This window comes from Psychrobacter sp. SCQQ22 (assembly GCF_015864605.1).
Classification (GTDB): Bacteria; Pseudomonadota; Gammaproteobacteria; order Pseudomonadales; family Moraxellaceae; genus Psychrobacter; species Psychrobacter fozii.
On record NZ_JADYWZ010000006.1, the window covers coordinates 202898 to 220648 of the forward strand.

The 17751-nt window shown below is 40.4% G+C and carries 16 protein-coding genes and 1 tRNA gene; 10 read left to right on the top strand and 7 right to left on the bottom strand.

The window, feature by feature from the left end; all coding sequences use genetic code 11:
- Positions 1-57: 57 nt before the first annotated feature.
- Both I6E84_RS09825 and I6E84_RS09830 read right to left on the bottom strand, forming a co-directional pair.
- A complete protein-coding gene (locus I6E84_RS09825; protein ID WP_197217746.1) occupies positions 58-606 on the bottom strand; it encodes an RNA 2'-phosphotransferase in 549 nt (182 codons plus the stop codon).
- Positions 607-862: 256 nt separating this feature from the next.
- Positions 863-1552 (bottom strand): Crp/Fnr family transcriptional regulator, encoded by a 690-nt coding sequence (locus I6E84_RS09830; protein WP_197217748.1) that lies wholly within the window; start codon positions 1550-1552, stop codon positions 863-865.
- A gap of 85 nt (positions 1553-1637) precedes the next feature.
- Between I6E84_RS09830 and I6E84_RS09835 the strand changes: the two genes are divergently transcribed.
- The 4 genes from I6E84_RS09835 (at position 1638) to I6E84_RS09850 (ending at position 5270) form a co-directional block, all read left to right on the top strand.
- A complete protein-coding gene (locus tag I6E84_RS09835) occupies positions 1638-2429 on the top strand; it encodes a class II aldolase/adducin family protein (RefSeq protein ID WP_227681441.1) in 792 nt (263 codons plus the stop codon).
- Between the two features lie 7 nt (positions 2430-2436).
- The gene (locus tag I6E84_RS09840; protein ID WP_197217750.1) at positions 2437-3309 is read left to right on the top strand and encodes an alpha/beta fold hydrolase; all 873 of its coding nucleotides are present in this window, start codon (positions 2437-2439) and stop codon (positions 3307-3309) included.
- A gap of 411 nt (positions 3310-3720) precedes the next feature.
- Entirely contained in the window at positions 3721-4725 is a 1005-nt protein-coding gene (rluF, locus tag I6E84_RS09845; RefSeq protein ID WP_197217752.1) for a 23S rRNA pseudouridine(2604) synthase RluF, read from the top strand.
- A 101-nt stretch (positions 4726-4826) separates the two neighbouring features.
- Positions 4827-5270 (top strand): SRPBCC family protein, encoded by a 444-nt coding sequence (locus I6E84_RS09850; RefSeq protein WP_197217755.1) that lies wholly within the window; start codon positions 4827-4829, stop codon positions 5268-5270.
- 87 nt (positions 5271-5357) lie between these two features.
- On the opposite strand, the gene I6E84_RS09855 is transcribed toward I6E84_RS09850, so the two are convergent.
- The 3 genes from I6E84_RS09855 to I6E84_RS09865 all read right to left on the bottom strand — a co-directional run bounded on the left by I6E84_RS09855 (position 5358) and on the right by I6E84_RS09865 (position 8550).
- On the bottom strand, positions 5358-5669 hold the full coding sequence (locus I6E84_RS09855) for a DUF1244 domain-containing protein (RefSeq protein WP_110922810.1): 312 nt from the start codon (positions 5667-5669) through the stop codon (positions 5358-5360).
- A 225-nt stretch (positions 5670-5894) separates the two neighbouring features.
- Entirely contained in the window at positions 5895-7181 is a 1287-nt protein-coding gene (locus I6E84_RS09860; protein ID WP_197217756.1) for an aminotransferase class V-fold PLP-dependent enzyme, read from the bottom strand.
- A gap of 124 nt (positions 7182-7305) precedes the next feature.
- Positions 7306-8550, bottom strand: a complete 1245-nt coding sequence (locus tag I6E84_RS09865; protein ID WP_197217758.1) for a dicarboxylate/amino acid:cation symporter — start codon at positions 8548-8550, stop codon at positions 7306-7308.
- A gap of 194 nt (positions 8551-8744) precedes the next feature.
- Here I6E84_RS09865 and I6E84_RS09870 point away from each other — a divergent pair, with 194 nt between their 5' ends.
- The 3 genes from I6E84_RS09870 to I6E84_RS14260 all read left to right on the top strand — a co-directional run bounded on the left by I6E84_RS09870 (position 8745) and on the right by I6E84_RS14260 (position 11779).
- On the top strand, positions 8745-9677 hold the full coding sequence (locus I6E84_RS09870) for a LysR family transcriptional regulator (protein ID WP_197217760.1): 933 nt from the start codon (positions 8745-8747) through the stop codon (positions 9675-9677).
- 372 nt (positions 9678-10049) lie between these two features.
- Positions 10050-11366 carry a Hint domain-containing protein gene (locus I6E84_RS14125; protein WP_227681442.1) on the top strand — a complete coding sequence of 439 codons (1317 nt, stop codon included), beginning with the start codon at positions 10050-10052 and terminating at the stop codon, positions 11364-11366.
- A gap of 2 nt (positions 11367-11368) precedes the next feature.
- Positions 11369-11779, top strand: coding sequence for a hypothetical protein (locus tag I6E84_RS14260; protein ID WP_320158640.1), 411 nt, complete (start codon positions 11369-11371; stop codon positions 11777-11779).
- A gap of 124 nt (positions 11780-11903) precedes the next feature.
- Here I6E84_RS14260 and I6E84_RS09885 read toward each other — a convergent pair.
- Positions 11904-11978 (bottom strand) — tRNA-Gly (locus I6E84_RS09885).
- Positions 11979-12237: 259 nt separating this feature from the next.
- On the opposite strand from I6E84_RS09885, the gene I6E84_RS09890 reads away from it, so the two are divergent.
- From I6E84_RS09890 to I6E84_RS09900, 3 genes are all read left to right on the top strand, one after another.
- A complete protein-coding gene (locus I6E84_RS09890; protein ID WP_197217762.1) occupies positions 12238-13902 on the top strand; it encodes an alpha-keto acid decarboxylase family protein in 1665 nt (554 codons plus the stop codon).
- A 202-nt stretch (positions 13903-14104) separates the two neighbouring features.
- Positions 14105-14440, top strand: a complete 336-nt coding sequence (locus tag I6E84_RS09895) for a GlpM family protein (protein ID WP_110922815.1) — start codon at positions 14105-14107, stop codon at positions 14438-14440.
- Positions 14441-14832: 392 nt separating this feature from the next.
- Positions 14833-16623, top strand: coding sequence for a potassium/proton antiporter (locus I6E84_RS09900; protein ID WP_197217764.1), 1791 nt, complete (start codon positions 14833-14835; stop codon positions 16621-16623).
- 190 nt (positions 16624-16813) lie between these two features.
- On the opposite strand, the gene I6E84_RS09905 is transcribed toward I6E84_RS09900, so the two are convergent.
- Positions 16814-17716, bottom strand: a complete 903-nt coding sequence (locus tag I6E84_RS09905) for a LysR family transcriptional regulator (protein WP_227681443.1) — start codon at positions 17714-17716, stop codon at positions 16814-16816.
- Between the last annotated feature and the right edge of the window lie 35 nt (positions 17717-17751).

The window sequence follows — 17751 nt, forward strand, 5'->3', positions numbered from 1 at the left end:
TGAGGGTATATCATAAGCTCATCAGGGTTTTAGTTGATGTAATCTAAAGAGTCTGTACTATTTATAAACGTTTATATAAGCGGGTGGCACTGCTAAAGTAAGCCAAACATTATTTTCTGCTTGATAAAACTTGCACCCATCTTCTTGCATTTTTTGACTATCAATATTTAATACAACAGGTTTGCCATAACGCATGCCAGTTTTTACGGCTGTCTCATGATCTGTTGTCAAATGAACATATTGCCTGTCTTTTGATATGAGCCCTTCAGCGCTAATACTCTCAATGAACCGTTGAGCCGTACCATGAAACAAGCTTGCAGGAGGCGTTGCCTCCTCTAAATTTAAATCTACTGATTGCAATGAGTGACCTTGCACGGCTCTGATAGATTGACCATCGCTAGCAACTGAAAAACGTCCTTTCTTATCGTTCTCTACAATAGAATGAATTTTCTCTAAAGTAATATTATTGCCTGATGTATTGGCCAGTTGAATTAGGTCATTGATATCAGCCCATCCTTCGCTATCAAGTGTTAAACCTATAGACTCAGGCTCATGTCTTAGAATGTAGCTTAGAAACTTACTGGTTTCGATGTTAGTTTTTTTCATGAGATTTTTCCAATAGGAATAATGGTTTCTATATTAACACTTATTCATTAGCATGCTGATTTGACATGGCTCTATCAACCTTATGACAGGTATAGTCAAATCCATACAAATCCGCTACATCGTCATCCTCGATAAGCATACTAAAGTATAACTTGCGCTCAGTTTCCTTGTATGGAAATTATATGGATTCAACTGTATCTATTTTGAAAAAGAGCATTGTCTAATAAAAGTGAGTAAAACAAATGATAAAGCCAGTTTATGCAGGATTCATCATTTCCATCAGCTGAGTTTTATTCCTTATGGTAATAAAACCATAGTGCATCTCGATAATGTGCTGTTTTTGCCACGATTGAATAATTTTATTGATGGTTTGTCTGGTAGTGCCAAGCATAAAGCCAAGCTCTTCTTGCGATAAGCGCAGATCTATTTTGATATCATCTCCCGTCTGCTTGCCATAAGTATCGATCAGTCCAATCAGCATACTAGCCAGTCGCGCTGAGGTGTTGAGTGAGGTAGCATCATCAATCCAATCAAATGCTCGGCGAATTCGCTGGCAAGTAATAAGGGCGAGATGCTTGTATAAAATCGGATGCGATTGCGCTGCCTGAATCACTAGGTTTCTAGGGATAGAGATTAGCGTCACTTTGTTAATCGTCCACGCATCATGGGTGCGAGGATTGTCATCTATGATAGATATTTCACCAAACCACTCGCCACTAGATAGATGCGCCAGTGTCATGGCATGTCCACTAGCGCTCACATTACAGACTCTGATCGTACCCGACACGACAAAGTGTAAAGCCGCATCATCGTTGTCACCGATGGCATGAATCATTTGACCTTTTTGGTATATCTTTAGCATCGCATCGCCTGCCAGTAGCGGCTGCACAATGGCTGGTAGTTGACTAAACCATGGGTCGTTATTTAAATAATGATTAATATTCATAAGTGTAATGTTTTTGACAGATTTGGTTTTATGAAATGGTGTAAGGTAATAATTCGGGATATCTAAAACAGTAAAGGAATACACCATGCAAACAGCTATGCAAACCAATACATCAATGGACTCATCATCGAGTGTACACCATAATATGAGCGAACAAGAGTGGCAGATGCGAGTAAATCTTGCCGCCTGTTATCGAATGATTGCTTCTTATGGCTGGGACGATTTGGTATTCACTCATATCTCTGCACGCGTACCGGGTACTGAGGATGAGTTTTTAATCAATCCATACGGCATGTTATTCGAAGAGATTACAGCATCCAGTCTGGTTAAGGTCAATAAATCAGGCGAAAAAGTAGCACCATCAGAGTTCGACGTAAACCCAGCTGGGTTTATCATTCATAGTGCTGTGCACGAGGCTCGTGATGATGCGCACTGCGTCATTCATCTGCACACAAATGATGGCGTTGCCGTTTCAGCGCAAGAAAAAGGCTTACTACCCATCTCGCAACAGTCATTATTTCCGCTATCCAACTTGGCATATCACGATTATGAAGGCGTCGCATTAAACCCTGAAGAAAAAGTCCGTTTGGTTGCTGATTTAGGTGATGCTCACTTTATGATTTTGCGTAACCATGGTCTGCTCACTTGTGCTGATACGGTTGCCAACGCATTTTTATACATGTATATCATGCAAAGAGCTTGTGAGATTCAGATCAAAGCGCAGAGCGGGGGTGGTGTATTGACACTAATACCAGCACAAATCTTGGCAGGTATCCAAGCTGCATCAGAGCAAGTGACCAGAGGCGCGAATGGCGATATTGCATGGCCTGCGTTACTAAGAAAACTGCGCCGCACTGATCCATCATTTGAGGAGTAAGTCTCTAATGATAACTCTTGATGAGTGGCAACGGCAGGGCCAGTATGAAACTATTCATGGGCACCAAATCTTCACTCGGTATGCAGGGGATAAAAGTGCGCCTGCATTGCTATTGATTCACGGTTATCCTAGTGCAAGTTGGGACTGGGAGGGCATGTGGGACGCGTTAACCGAGCACTATTATGTCATCACCCTCGATATGCTGGGGTTTGGGTTATCAGCCAAACCCAAAAACGCGCGCTATCTAATCAGTCAGCAGGCCGATATTTATCAAGCAGTTTTAGAAAAACTGGGTATCAGTGATTATCATATCTTAGCGCATGACTATGGTGATACAGTGGCTCAGGAGTTGCTGGCAAGACAAGTCGAAGGGAGTGCTGAGCCACACATTGCTAGCGTATGCTTTTTAAACGGTGGTCTGTTTCCTGAGACGCACAAACCTATCTTGGTACAGAATCTATTGCTCTCGCCATTAGGTTTTTTGGTATCGAAGTTAATTAATAAACAGAAATTTGCGGGTAGTTTACAGCGGATATTTGGACCCAACACGCCGCCCACGTCAGAGGTGATAGATACGCTATGGCAGCTGTTAAGTCACAATGATGGGTTGGGTGTGATGCATAAGTTGATTAACTATATCCCCCAACGCCAGCAGTACCGAGATCGATGGGTAGGTGCCATTATCAATAGTACTGTACCAGTTAAACTGATTGCTGGTGCCAAAGATCCCATCTCAGGACAGCATATGATTGATCGTTATCGTCAGTTGATACCCGATGCTAATGTAACCAATATGCCTATGTTAGGTCATTATCCGCAGATAGAGGATGCGGCGGCAATCACAGCGGCCTATCTACAATTTAGACGCAGTATTCTGTAGATACCGTTCAATCTAACAAACGCAGGGCATCAAGTGGTGCTCTGCGTTTTTTATTCTATTCTCATTGCTTGAGTCTCAAGTGCGTATAAGCTGTTAGCTGAGTTAGAAAAGCGCATCACGGAATGAATAGCATAGGTCAAAGTAAATTAGGCTCAAAAAATTGAAGCGACAAGCTCAATCCCTCCTACATTTTTTAATGCTTATCCATTTTTTAAACCTTTGATATGATGAAAAAGTGATTTTGACGCCATTCTGATTGACACAACTCTGGATATATTTCTAACTCTTCGCTCATCTCTCCTCAAAGGGACGCTGAATTTCCTATATAATGAGAGCTATTTCGTTATTGATAATCCATTCAATTTAGGCTTTTTGAGCAAAAAAGCTTTTCCTCAGGTAAAACGGTGCTTTATGTTTAACGCTTCCTCGACTCGTTTAAATAAATACATCAGCGAAAGCGGTATCTGCTCCAGGCGAGATGCTGATCGCTTTATTGAACAAGGTAATGTGTACATTAATGGCAAGCGTGCTCAAGTAGGCGACCAAGTGGTTGCTGGAGATGCGGTAAAGGTCAATGGGCAGCTTATTGAGCCACGAGAGCCCGATGATTTTGTGTTTATTGTTTTGAATAAGCCAGTGGGCATTGTGAGCACCACAGAAAGCTCTGAGAAAAATAACATTGTCGATTTTGTGAGGCATAGTTTACGTATTTTCCCGATTGGACGTTTGGACAAAGATTCCCAAGGGTTAATCTTTTTGACCAATAATGGCGATCTAGTCAACAAGGTGCTACGTGCTGGTAATAACCATGAAAAAGAGTATCTGGTCACGGTCAATAAGCCGTTAACCGACAGTGTCATTGAGGGTTTGGCGGGCGGTGTGCCGATGCTTGGCAAGATGACGAAAAAATGCCCAGTGACTAAAGTAGCGCCCAATGTGTTTAACATCACGCTAGTTCAAGGTCTAAACCGTCAAATTCGCCGTATGTGTGAGCATTTTGGTTATGAAGTCGTAAAACTTGAGCGTACGCGGATTATGAATGTAAGTCTCAAGGGTACGCCTGTTGGAGACTGGCGAGATTTGACGCCAAAAGAGTTGTCTGTTTTACTCAAATCTATAGAAGACTCTTCTTCGCAAGACAGTAAGCCACCTAAGAAATCTAGTAATGCGCCACGAAAAAAACCTCGTACCGATGCTTCATCAAAGTCAAAACCATCTTCAAAATCGGCGGGTGCGGCAAAGGGGCGTAACAAATACGCTAAGGATGATGCTAAAAAGCCAGCGGGTTCTAAAGGTAGGGATGGACGTCCTACTAGTCGTGGTAAGCCGTCAGGGGGTAGTAGTAAGTCTGGAGGCAATGGCAAACCCGCTACCAATGGCAGGCGTCCTTCAAAAGGCCGAGGGTCTAAGCGGTAGTAGTTTCGCGATCATAAGCTTTTAACGTGCGACTGCTTTATTCATGTTTTAAATGTCCGTAAGCTAACTAATTTTAACTTTGACTTTAACAGGATAATATTATGTTTAAAATAAAAGTAGAACGCATTGTCAAAAAACCGATTGATGAGGTATTTGAAGCACTGAGCGACCATGCCAGTTATGGCTCATTTAAAGCCGTAGGTGTAGCTAAGTTGGTGAATGAAGGTGACGAGGAGCGCAATGGCGTTGGGGCTTTACGTACCATTCAATCGGGACCTGTTAAGTTTTGGGAGCGAATTACGGCATTTGAGCGTCCTACTCATATGCAATACCAAATCGAAAAATCTAGACCTATAAAAATGCAACATGATAAAGGCGTTATTGATTTAAAAGACTTGGGCGATGGAACCACACACGTGACTTGGGTATCTGAGGGTCGATTGACGGTACCATTGCCATTAGTCGGTCGCCTATTTGACCGTCAAATGCAGAAACAAGGAACCATAGGGTTTAGTAGCATACTCAAATCTATAGAAAGCCGCTAATCTAGCGGCAGTATTGGCTTTTTTGATATGATTATTTAGGACATGCCCTAGTGATGGGTTATTTTATTTGAGCCATCACTGTCAGCTTTAATCCGCTTTGTTCTTAGCTGCTTCAATCTCGTTAAAGCGTGCTAACTGCTCGGGCGTTGCTTTCTGTTGATACTTCTCTTTCCACTCAGAGTAAGGCATACCATAAACAAGCTCGCGCGCATCCTCGTATTCGATTTCAATACCACGCTCTTCACCAGCAGCTTTATACCATTTGGATAAACAGTTACGACAAAAGTCGGCAAGGTTCATCAGTTCGATATTTTGTACATCTTTACGCTCGTCTAAATGAGCTAGTAAGCGACGAAATGCCGCGGCTTCTAATTCAATGTTTGATTCTAATTTTGCCATAATATTTTTCCTAATTGTAATTGAGTCATTTCAAAACTGAAATGATACTAACGATATAAATATTGCGCAACCTATGTCGTTCTATATTAAAAAAGGTATACAAGAAAACTTGGCAAACTCGTTGTATTAGCTATATTTTGACTAAAATGAGGTGAATAATATAACTTCATTTCAGTCAAAATTTTTATATGTCGGAATGATTAAAAGCCTTTAAGCTAAGTTAAATTACTGCATCTGACAAAGTGTTTTGGTAACTTCTAAAAATTCCTCTATATCTTGTAGATTATGGCAGTGGATTGGTGATATACGAATTGAACCTTTCAAACCAAATGATTCCAACATTCTTGATGAATAAGGGCTTGATAGTAAACGTTCGAAAGTGACTACCCCTGCTGCTTCATAATGATCTACCGCTTTTTTATATTCTAAATTGTCAAAACCAATCGCCATAATAAAGTCTTTTTGGGTTAAGTCTTTGCAATCTAAATAGACATTTACGCCGTCTATATGCCTTAACCCTTGTACATTTTTAGTGCCTTCTAACATTGCGTGCATTAAAGCTCTTTCATGAAATTTGATACGGGTCATACCTTCTACAAAAAGATCTCTTCTTTTCGTTGAAGTAATGAACTGCTCTCCTAACCAACACACGTAATTGACGACTTCAGTGACTGCTGCAAAATGTGCTGGGGCAGGGCTACCAAGTTGCCAATAATCGTGTGGTTTCGCAATTAACTTATTGTGTGGTAATTTCGCCAATCGCTCTGACACATAACCAACTCCAAAACCACGTGGACCAAAAAACTTATAAGGCGCAAAATTAATCCCGTCAACGGGGACTTTGCTCACATCGATAATCCCATGTGGTGCATGTTGTACTGCATCAGCCACAATATACAGATCAGGTTTAATCTTTCTTGCTTCGGCCACTATTTTGGCTTCATCTAACAAGGCACCAGACACATTTGATGCATACATAAAGCTTAATAAACACGTATCTTGGTCAATCAGTTTGATCACATCCTCAACATCGACGCCACCCGTCACAGGGTTAGTCTTAGCCACTCTTAACTCTTTCCCTGTCGCTTTGGCATAAGAAGCCATTGCGTCATAAGCCGAAGGGTGTTCTAACAAAGTCGTCACCACATTACTGCCAGGTACATTCTCCATCACAGTTCTGACTATATCAAACATGACCATAGAGGCAGTGAGCGATGTAACGATACTGCCTTTATCAATATTTAAGATGGTTTCTATGGAACGATAACCTTCTTCTTGGATATCCATTAGCCATTTCGCAGTTGTATTACCATGTTCCGGACAGTCTGGTAATTCATCTAGTTCTTTAAAAATATTACTGGCCGCTTTCAATCTGAACGAGCCACCTGAGTTATCAAAGAAAAGCCTTTTTGTTTTATTAATTGGGTCGATATCCACGTGATAAAATTTGTCTTTAATCATCTCACTCAAGGACTTACTGAAAAGCTCACCTTGTTCAATGTTGTATTTCATGACGATTATCCTATTATTTTTTAAAATTTAAGAGTGCGTAAGCAAAGCAGATAATAAAGTCACAACACCGTATTCTCTGCTTTGTTTAATAGTTTTAGCTCTATTGTTTAATGTAAGAAGAGAGTTATGTTTTGGCTAATTTTACTTCTTGATTTGATTCAATCTCGTCTTCAAATAAGTTTTCTATTCTGGCAATACAAAGCGTTGAAACCATGTCGCCTGTTACGTTGAGTGTGGTATGTCCCATATCAATTATTCTGTAGATTGCCGCAATTAAGCCGATAATATCAGCAGGTAACCCAATTGAGTCCAATAGAATAACCATCATCACGATGCCACCACCTGGAATCCCTGGCGAACCAATTGCTATTAGCGTTGCCATAGTGATGGTCATAAATTGCTGAAAGAGTGTCATCTCAATGCCATATATCTGAGCAACAAACATAGTCCCAACGGCGAAATAAACGGCTGCGCCATTCATATTAATCGTTGCACCCAGAGGAAGAGAAAAACCTGCTAGCTCTTTTGTCACACCAAATTTTTCTTCTGCTACTTTCATAGTGACTGGAAGGGAGCCTGAACTGCTTGTTGTGCTTGCCGTGATAGCCCAAACGGCAGGGATATGTTTGAAAAATTCTTTTAAGCTTACTTTAGCTACGAACTTTAATAGGAAGATATATAAGAATAGAACAACGCAGATCATCGCTACATAATCAGCCAAAATAAATTTAGCCAACGGTCCAAATATCTCCAAGCCATACTCACCAACTGAGGCAGCGATTAGTGCAGCAACACCATAAGGAGAAAATCCCATAATAATGTCAGTAACCTTAAGCATTATTTCCGTTCCACTATCAACAACCTTCTTGAAGGGCTCGCTTTGTTTGCCTAGTATTGTCATTCCAATACCAAAAAAGGAGGAGAAGATAATAATTTGCATTAAGTTACCCTCAGCGAGCGCTTGAATAGGGTTGGTCGGTACCATGCTTAGCAGCGTTTCAGAGACACTAGCCATCTCTTTTATTACAACTGGATCTGTTGAAATAATATTCATCTCAAAACCTTGTCCAGGCATCAATAAATTTGCAACAATAAGTCCAATGACTCCTGATAACAAAGTGGTTACGACATAAAATAGTAACGTTTTACTACCCACACGTTTTAACTTCTGTATGTCTCCCATATTGGAGATTCCACTTGCTATTGAGAAAGCCACGAGTGGTACAACTATCATTTTGATTAGGTTTAAGAACAGATCTCCAATGGGCTTTGCGATCAGCGCTTGTTCTTTAAAGAAGATACCTGCGGCTATACCTATGGCAAATCCAATGAATACTTTAGTACTTAGTTGCATCCTTTTTTTTCTCATAATGACACTTCCTATGTGTTACGTTCATGTGAGGTTCTAACCTGCAAGGCTAGTTAATGCTGTAGGAACAATGTTGCAACTATTGGCACAAAATTTATCCACCCCTAAATCTACCATTACAGTTAATATTATAATAATGAATTAAAGCGGTTAGATATATTCAAACTATTAATATATAAACATGAGGTAATCTAATGAAGACTGAGCAAATAGAAACATTTTTGATGATCACAGAAACAAAGAACTTATCTTTAGCGAGCAAAAATCTGTTCATCTCTCAATCGGCAGTTAGTCATCGCTTGCGCGCTCTAGAGGAACATCTTGACTGTGAGTTATTCATACGTGGACGTGGTGAAAAGCTAGTCACCTTGACACAAAAGGGAGAGGAGTTTGTTGAAATAGCGATGCGTTGGAAAGCGTTATGGCGGGAAACGAAAATATGGGCATTACAAGAGTCTAAAATGAACTTAAGTGTAGCTAGTATTGATAGTTTAAATACTTGTGTGTTTTCAAATCTATATAAAGAATTGATTAATAACAATAATACAGATGATAAGAAAGCTAGTGAAAGCTGCAATGGGATTACTTTAAATGTGAGTTCTCACTGGAGCAAAACTATTTATGACCTCATTGAGAATAACGATATCGATATCGGCTTCACACTTAATTCATTAAAATATCCAAATGCTATATCTAAACCTTTATTTAAATCTAGAGGCGTTGTTATTTCTTCCATCTCCTCAAAATATGCTAGATTGGTTCACCCGCATGATTTAGATACAGCTGATGAAATTCTTTTTTCAAGTGTTTCTGAATACCATATATGGCATAATTTTTGGTGGGAAAAAAATCAGAATGAGTATTCTAGTGTTGATACGGTTTCACTATTATTCACTGTTTTTGACTTTGAAGAAAAATGGGCTATCGTTCCTGTTTGGATTGCACGTGTATTTGAAAGAATCCACCCTGTTAAAATATCTGAGCTTAGTGTACTTGCACCCGAATATACTTGTTATCAAGTGACGAATCGCTATCCTAAGTCAAGTAGATTGAAAGCCATTGAAAGGTTTACAACGGCCCTAGAAGATTATATGAAGACAGATGCTTTCATTAATAGTGTGCAGTAATGTAAGAGGTTAAATGATTAAAAAATCATAATCTCATATAAAATCTTAATAGTATCTCTTTCGAGCGCAATTTATTAGCCCACTAAGCTCAAACTGTATTTAAGAGAAGTTGTTATAGAAATTTTACATTCATCATATTATGCTTAATAGCTGGTATAGCCAAAGTATGGTCAGTTATGTATGTGAGGTTTTAGGGTAGGGCACAGTTTGGGCACCACATGGGCACCGTTATGAAAGTGGTATTTTTATTTGAGTAGTTAGATTCAATTATATTTAAAAAGATATTTCGAGAATTTTAAATTTATTTTTAAGGGCAAAGAGTATGTTAGAGATGTGGTGGTCGATCGCAAGGCGTCACTGACATTCTCGGGCTTGAACAAACATGCAGACAATCCTAAAGCCGCTTACAATGAGGAAAGCTTTGCAAATATTGCTCGACATAATTATATAGATATAATGTATAGACAACTTTATCGACTGAAAGGTGATCAAAATCCAAATGTAGTTATTTTACATTCCCTTAAAAATAAAACGCAATATGAGATATTTGATAAACATATTATAGAAGCTATTAAGGATGGGAGCTTTGAATTGAAAGAAGTGATTAATAACAGTACATGGAAAACGGTTGAAAATGAACAAGGAAAACGAGTTGCCAAAAAAATATATGATATTTCTTTGGGTGAAGTTGATACAAATTCAGCGGATAAGCTTAAATTTATAAAGGACATGGTCGATGGCACGACATTTAGTATAAAAGACTCAAACAAAATATTGACTGTTCCAGGACAAGGCAAGCAAGACTCTCTGGATGCAGCGCAATATGCATACGAAAACGCTCACTTGTTAAAAAATAATATTAATAAGGAATTAAGCACTTATGAACATCTTGCTCAAGCGCTACAGATACATAATAGCTTTATTCTTGCTTCTAGAGCCAGCATTCTTGATGCTTCTGTGATCAGAAGGTTGAATGAAAAACAGCCAATCATTAACGATGTAGATAGTTTAATTGACTATTACAAATATAAGGTAGATGAGGATATCGTTGATTTTGGGATTCGCTCAGATAAAAAGTTTGCGGACTATAGTTCCAGTAGATTGCATCAGGAAATCATAAATGATTTATTTGATCAAGATAAGCTCGCTAGAAAACTACTGGCATCAACAGATGATAGAGCTAAGTTAGCAGAAAAGATAAAGGTTAAAGAAGAGTTTTGCTTTGTCGCAGGCACGCTCGTACATACTGATAAAGGTCTAGTACCGATTCAGGAGTTAAAAATCGGTGATAAAGTACTGTCTAAAGATGAAAGTGGTGAAGGAGAACTGGTCTATAAGCCTGTGATAAGAACCATCAAGTCTGCTACTAAACAAAAGATTATAACGCCTGTTGAGGGTATTTACTGTACTGATAATCATCCAGCCTGCACGGAATCCAGCGATGAGGAAAAACCAAGATGGGTAGCTGCAAAGTTCATTACATCTAACGATATTGTTAATTATATTTTTCCAGAAAGAGGCCATCAAGGTGAAATACTTGACATATCTGGTAGATATCACGAAGAGGTGTATGATCCTTATCAAATTGGAGGAAAGTATGTCATAGCAACTAGCGATCCAAAGGTTGGGTTGTATATGCACAGCTGTCAAGATAAGCATGCAGATCCAGGTGAAATTGATATAGGGTAGGGGTGATTGACTTTAGGAATGGTGAAGCTGTAGAGGTGTTTACTAATGATGACAATAGTCTTTTAGGTAGGGACTTACATTCGGAGGATGGTTCTGAACCTTATGCGAAGTTTCATAAGTTTTTAGACAAAGACAATCCTGAGAATCGTGTCGAGATAGAGTACTATAGTAAGTTAGTTGCAGCCTACAGAGTGCCAGATTGGGAGAACGACTCCAGAGCTACATCCAATGCCTTCACTGATTATGTCTATAACATTGAAGTCGCCGATACTCATACTTATTTTGTAGGAAAAAAAGGCATTTGGGTGCATAATACTAACTGTACTGGGGATGTACGTCGAGATATTGAAAGAGGTTTTAGGGTAGGGCACAGTTTGGGCACCGTCAAGAAAACGGGATTTTTGTTTGAGTAGTTAGACTTAACTATATTTAAAAAGATATTTCGAGAATTTCTCTAAAAGCCCCGAAAATCAGGCAAAAAAAATACTCACTTCTTAAATAAGAAGTGAGTATTTTAGTGCTCTTTCAAGCCATATTTGGAGCGGGAAAAGAGATTCGAACTCTCGACCCCAACCTTGGCAAGGTTATGCTCTACCACTGAGCTATTCCCGCTAATTATCAATTAACTATCGTCAGTTGATGAAGGCGTATTATACGCAGTTTTTTTTACCTGTCAACACTTACGTTAAAAAAAAGTAAAGTTAGTAAAACAGGCATGTCATCCAACTGCATAGATATGTTATAACAGTTTCTTATAAAAACTATTCCAAAAGCTTTGCATTGAATAAATAGGCTGGAATACGATTTATAATTTACTTCAATTAGATAAACAATCGTCAATACTTATAATGATAAGTCATAAGGATATAAAATGAGTCAACAATATACCATCGCTGATTATTTGTTTGATCGCATCGCAGAAGCGGGTGCGTCGGAGATATTTGGTGTCCCTGGTGATTTTAACCTAACTTTTTTGGATAATATTCTTGCCTCTGATAAATTGCGTTGGGTGGGTAATACTAATGAGCTAAATGCTGGTTATGCTGCAGATGGATACGCCCGTGAGCGTGGGTTTGCGGCAATGGTCACGACTTTCGGTGTGGGGGAGTTGTCAGCGATTAATGCGACGGCAGGCTCTTTTGCTGAGTACGCGCCTGTATTACATATTGTGGGAGCGCCAAGTACCGCTCTACAAGACTCAAAGCGCCGTATTCATCACTCGCTTGGTGATGGCGTATTCAATCACTTTATTAAAATGGTGGAGCCAGTGACCGTGGCACGGGCGCAACTCACACCAGAAAACGCGGCCTCAGAGATTGATCGTGTCATCCGCTTGATTCTTAAGAAACATCGTCCTGGTTATTTGCTGTTATCACCTGATGTAGCAAAAATGCCCATTTACCCACCAACCACAAAACTGATCGACAGCCAAGAAGATATCACTAGCCAAGCGGCATTGGCGGATTTCAAGCAAGCACTTATAGCGTTTTTACCGAACAAAACCACGACGCTTATGGCAGATTTGATGGTGCATCGTTTAGGGTTGCAAAATCAGCTTAAAGCACTGATTGCTGATACGGATATTCCTTATACCACGCTGTCTTGGGGTAAAACGCTACTTGATGAAAACAGTAATCGCTGGGCAGGAACTTATGCAGGCGTCGCCTCACGCCCTGTGGTCAAGGACGTAGTAGAAAACTGCGAATGCCTGATAAAAATAGGGGTGCAATATACGGATACAACTACGGCAGGATTCAGCCAAGATATCAACGAAGATGTGGTAGTAGACTTGCATTATGAGCGTGCGTCAATTAGTGGTCAGAATTTTGCACCGATTGCACTAAAAGATGCGTTGCAAGTCTTGCATGAAGTCATGACCTCTGGTATCAAAATCGTGCCAAAACCTTTCTGTGAGCCTGTCAATCCTCATGAGCAAAACGGCAAAGACGATGAAGCCATCCGCCAAGATGATCTGTGGCATATTATTGCAGACCACTTAGATCATAATAACTTGGTTTTCTCTGAACAAGGTACCGCATACTTTGGTATTAGTGATGTGCGTTTGCCACAGGGTGTTACCTCTTACGGGCAACCAATGTGGGGTTCGATTGGCTATACGCTGCCTGCAAGTTTGGGTGCTGCCATTGCGTCACCAGACAAGCGTAGTGTGTTGCTCATTGGTGATGGTTCTGCCTTGCTCACTATTCAAGAAATCGCAGTGATGATCCAAGAGCGGATCAATCCAGTCATTGTATTGATTAATAATGATGGCTACACGGTAGAGCGTGCAATCCATGGTGAAAATCAAGCTTACAATGATATTCCTAAATGCAATTGGCAGTTGATGCCACAAGCCTTTGGTGCGACTGAAGAAAATAGCTTAATGATCAAAGTAGAGACCGCTGGTGAGTTGAAAGCAGCACTCGAAAAAGCAGCAGTGACTACGGATAAGTTGGTGATGCTAGAAGTCATCGCCGACAAGCATGATATCCCGCCATTATTAGCAGACATCAGCGCGGCACTAAAGCCTTCTTAAATGAATAGCAGTGCATAAAAGAAATTAACTTTTATATCAATTTTTTTTAGTTTTTAGACAGTGAAAGCCCTATTTGGCACAATGCTAAGTAGGGCTTTTTTTGTATTTTAGGATTCTCATTATTTATTATCAGCTATTTTGTTCTGTGCGTTCATTATCGTGATAAATTAAGCGATTGATATGCGACAGGAGAGAACGCATCATGATTTGGCTAAAAATGCTTATTGGTGCCTTGATGGTATTGGCGATTCAATTATTTGCACAAACTCGATTTTTCTATTTGGCAGCACTTGCGCCACTTTTCCCCACGTTTACTTTGATCAGCCATTTCATTGTTGGTACCGAACGTAGCCCTGCTGATTTAAAAGTCGCCTTGATATTTAGCATGCTCGGCGTCATACCTCATCTTATCTATACTTTTGTGGTGTTTTTTAGCATTGGCTATGTCAGCTTATATAAAGCATTAATGCTAGGAGTTGTGGCTTGGATGATTGCTGCCGCTATTTTAGTGCTTACGTGGCAATATATACAAGCGTAGCCAGTATTGAAGAGAGTCTCTAAAATAGTATGCAAAACAGCTCCAACTGTATTTATAGGGCTTAAGACGTGTCATCACACTCACTTATATAATCATGATCAAAGTGAAAGAAAATGCTAGTAAAAATCTTTATAGATAGTTTTTATAGACATGATAGTAGATGTTATTCTTAATGATATTTTTAGTATAGGTAATCCTCTATAAAAGAATGGCGGCGTCAACCTCGCTTGAAGTATCACAGTTACAGCTACACTCGGTTGCCCTGACTCTCTTTTAAATTGAATCAACTATATTTAGATCTGGATCTTACTAGTAAAGGTAAAAGATTAAATTGTAATATTTTCGCACCAACTTAATTCATCACCATTGATAAAAATAGGGCTTAAAAAAAGATGGATACCTTAAATATCCTATACCTCGTAGGAGCATTGTTAATTTTCGCCAGTATTATGGCCAGTACATTGTCAGCGCGCTTGGGCGTTCCATTGTTACTATTGTTTTTGATAGTAGGCATGTTGGCTGGCGAGCAAGGTATCTTAGGGATTGAGTTTTCTCAATATGCGTTGGCCAATTTCGTCGGGCAGGCAGCTTTAGCCTGTATTTTGCTAGATGGTGGTCTGCGTACTTCTTTTAAGTCATTCCGAGTCGGACTCAAGCCCGCGATTACGCTAGCCACATGGGGCGTGCTAGCCACGGTCATGGTGCTCGGGGTGTTTGTCACTTGGTTGCTCGATGTCGATTGGCGCTTTGGTCTATTGATGGCGGCCATCGTTGGTTCGACCGATGCGGCAGCGGTATTTTCTCTATTACGTAATGGCGGTGTCAAGCTTAACGATCGCGTCCAAGCCACGCTTGAGCTGGAGTCCGGTGGCAACGATCCATTGGCTATTTTATTGGTCACTGGTTTGATTGCCCTAAATGTGGATCCGGATGGTCAGAGCGTACTTGGATTTTTAGGTTTGCTGTTGCAGCAGTTGGGCGTTGGTTTAGGCATGGGTTTGCTCTTTGGTTATTTGTTATCGCGGCTATTGCCCAAGGTGCACTTGGCAGAGGGTATGTATGCTATTTTGATACTGTCTGCTGGCTTGGCCGTTTTTGCGGCTACCAACATGCTAGGCGGTAGTGGGTTTTTGGCGGTATATCTCACGGGTGTCATGATTGGCAATCACAAAGTGCGCTCGACTGAGCATGTGATGCGAGTGATGGATAGCTTTGCATGGCTATCACAAGCGGTGCTATTTGTCGTATTAGGGCTACTAGTCACACCATCGAATGTTCTCAATGTCTGGCACTATTCAGTAGCGATAGCGGCCTTTATGATCTTCGTTGCTCGTCCTATCGCCGTATATACCAGTGTCAAACCATTCAAATTTAAAGACAGAGAAATTGGCTTTATTTCTTGGGTTGGACTGCGTGGTGCGGTACCTATTACATTGGCTCTCTTACCGGTGATGGCAGGCATAGACAATGCCTTTATGCTGTTCGATATTGCTTTTGGCGTGGTCGTTGTGTCTTTGATTTTGCAAGGAACAACCATTCCTATCATGGCGAATTTGTTTAAAGTGCGTATTCCAACGAACAAAGACCCAAAAGAAGAACACGAAGTTTGGGTGTCTGATAAAGCCAGTATTACTCTGTATGAGTTCGAAGTTCAATCCGGTGCTTTTGCTATAGGTCGACATCCCTTGGAGATCTCTAAGCGTGTCAACCCTGATGAGATTCGTATTTTTGCGTTGGTACGTGGACAGCAGATTGTCGTTACTGATGAAGAGACGAAGCTCAAATTTGGTGATAGCGTTTGGTATGCAATGCGAGGCAATCACGCCAGCAAGATTGCCAAAATCTTTAATGACACGACTTTGAATCATAAAGCGATTGATGACTTTTATGGAGATTGGCTGCTATCACCCAGTGTCAAACTCGGCGATTTGCCATTTTTTACTGGCGCGATGACGTCCGAATCTCTAGTGGACAACCTAAAACCAAAACCTAAAGATGGCTCAAAAAGCATGTGGGACCAGACAGTCGCTGAGTATGTTAAGCAACGTTTGGATACTGCACCAGTCTCTGGTGACACTGTCGTCATAAGCGACGAGTGGTCACTGGTCATCAAAGAAGTCGATGACAAAGGCAGGCTGAGAACCATTGGCTTAAAACATCGAGAGCTACCAACAGCAGTTTAGAGCATGTATTCAATTCACTCAATAGTCATCTAACTGGGCTAAAAATGGCTAAATCTTGCCAAACATCGTCAAATAGCGGGTCAATATCCCGATATTATCTGCGCTATTTTCCTTATTTGATGGCAATTTATCTGATTTTTATCACCATTTTTAAAATGAAGACACGCCCGAGTTATGTGCAGTAATTTATTTATAATAAATGCATCATTTTATTCAAAAAATCAGCAACTTGTTTGTGCAGATTTCCTCTATAAGCCCAATGATGTTCGACGTTATAACTCGCCTCATTGGGCAGTAGTATTTTCATCAGTCCCATCCCTTCATAGCGTTTCGCGAGATCACGCGGCAAGTAGCCAACATGATGACCTGCAAGGATAAGCTGCGCAGTTGCCTCCATATGATAAGTGGTAGCGCTTAATATTTTTGGACGGATATGGTTGATACTGACATCGGTAATATACCCCCTTTTAATCCAATGATGCTCTTGCTCTAACTCCTTAAATGTCAGTCTCTCTGAGTCATAAAACAAACGATGCTCACGTCCGCAGCAGACCACTTGTTTTTCAACAAATGCTGGCTGAAAAGTGAGTAGGGGTGGAAAGCTGCCAAAATAACCCACACCAATATCACTCTCATTACTTAAGAGCTTTTCTATCATGCTCTCAGGGCTTTGCACGTCAATAGAAAAGTGTATCAATGGATTATCACGGTAGCTGTTAGCCAGCCGTTGCCTAAGCACGTCATAAAAAAACGTGGGCATCTGGTCGATCAAGCATAGCCGGATATGACCACCATGGACCGAGTCTAATTGCTTAATGTAATGCAGCTGATGCTGAAAGCTAGCAACCGACTCAGTGAAACCCAAACAAGCCTCGTATACAGCAGCACCGTCTTCTGTCAGCTTAAATCCTGCTCGGCCTCGGTGGCATAATGTCATGCCCAAACGGTCTTCTAAATGCGTCAAATGTCCACTTATGACAGAAGTCGTGACATTCAAGCGTGACTGAGCGGCTGTCACGCCTTGACACTCTACGATAGCCATAAAGCTACGCAGCGTTTTGATATCTATTTTTATCAACTCATCCAGTATCAAGCGTTACTCCTCAAAAATATTACTTTCTTATACTT

Bases quoted from the DNA above. Each gene is read 5' to 3' on its own strand.
- I6E84_RS09825 (WP_197217746.1), bottom strand. From the start codon at position 606: ATGAAAAAAACTAACATCGAAACCAGTAAGTTTCTAAGCTACATTCTA.
- I6E84_RS09830 (WP_197217748.1), bottom strand. From the start codon at position 1,552: ATGAATATTAATCATTATTTAAATAACGACCCATGGTTTAGTCAACTA.
- I6E84_RS09835 (WP_227681441.1), top strand. From the start codon at position 1,638: ATGCAAACAGCTATGCAAACCAATACATCAATGGACTCATCATCGAGT.
- I6E84_RS09840 (WP_197217750.1), top strand. From the start codon at position 2,437: ATGATAACTCTTGATGAGTGGCAACGGCAGGGCCAGTATGAAACTATT.
- rluF (WP_197217752.1), top strand. From the start codon at position 3,721: ATGTTTAACGCTTCCTCGACTCGTTTAAATAAATACATCAGCGAAAGC.
- I6E84_RS09850 (WP_197217755.1), top strand. From the start codon at position 4,827: ATGTTTAAAATAAAAGTAGAACGCATTGTCAAAAAACCGATTGATGAG.
- I6E84_RS09855 (WP_110922810.1), bottom strand. From the start codon at position 5,669: ATGGCAAAATTAGAATCAAACATTGAATTAGAAGCCGCGGCATTTCGT.
- I6E84_RS09860 (WP_197217756.1), bottom strand. From the start codon at position 7,181: ATGAAATACAACATTGAACAAGGTGAGCTTTTCAGTAAGTCCTTGAGT.
- I6E84_RS09865 (WP_197217758.1), bottom strand. From the start codon at position 8,550: ATGAGAAAAAAAAGGATGCAACTAAGTACTAAAGTATTCATTGGATTT.
- I6E84_RS09870 (WP_197217760.1), top strand. From the start codon at position 8,745: ATGAAGACTGAGCAAATAGAAACATTTTTGATGATCACAGAAACAAAG.
- I6E84_RS09890 (WP_197217762.1), top strand. From the start codon at position 12,238: ATGAGTCAACAATATACCATCGCTGATTATTTGTTTGATCGCATCGCA.
- I6E84_RS09895 (WP_110922815.1), top strand. From the start codon at position 14,105: ATGATTTGGCTAAAAATGCTTATTGGTGCCTTGATGGTATTGGCGATT.
- I6E84_RS09900 (WP_197217764.1), top strand. From the start codon at position 14,833: ATGGATACCTTAAATATCCTATACCTCGTAGGAGCATTGTTAATTTTC.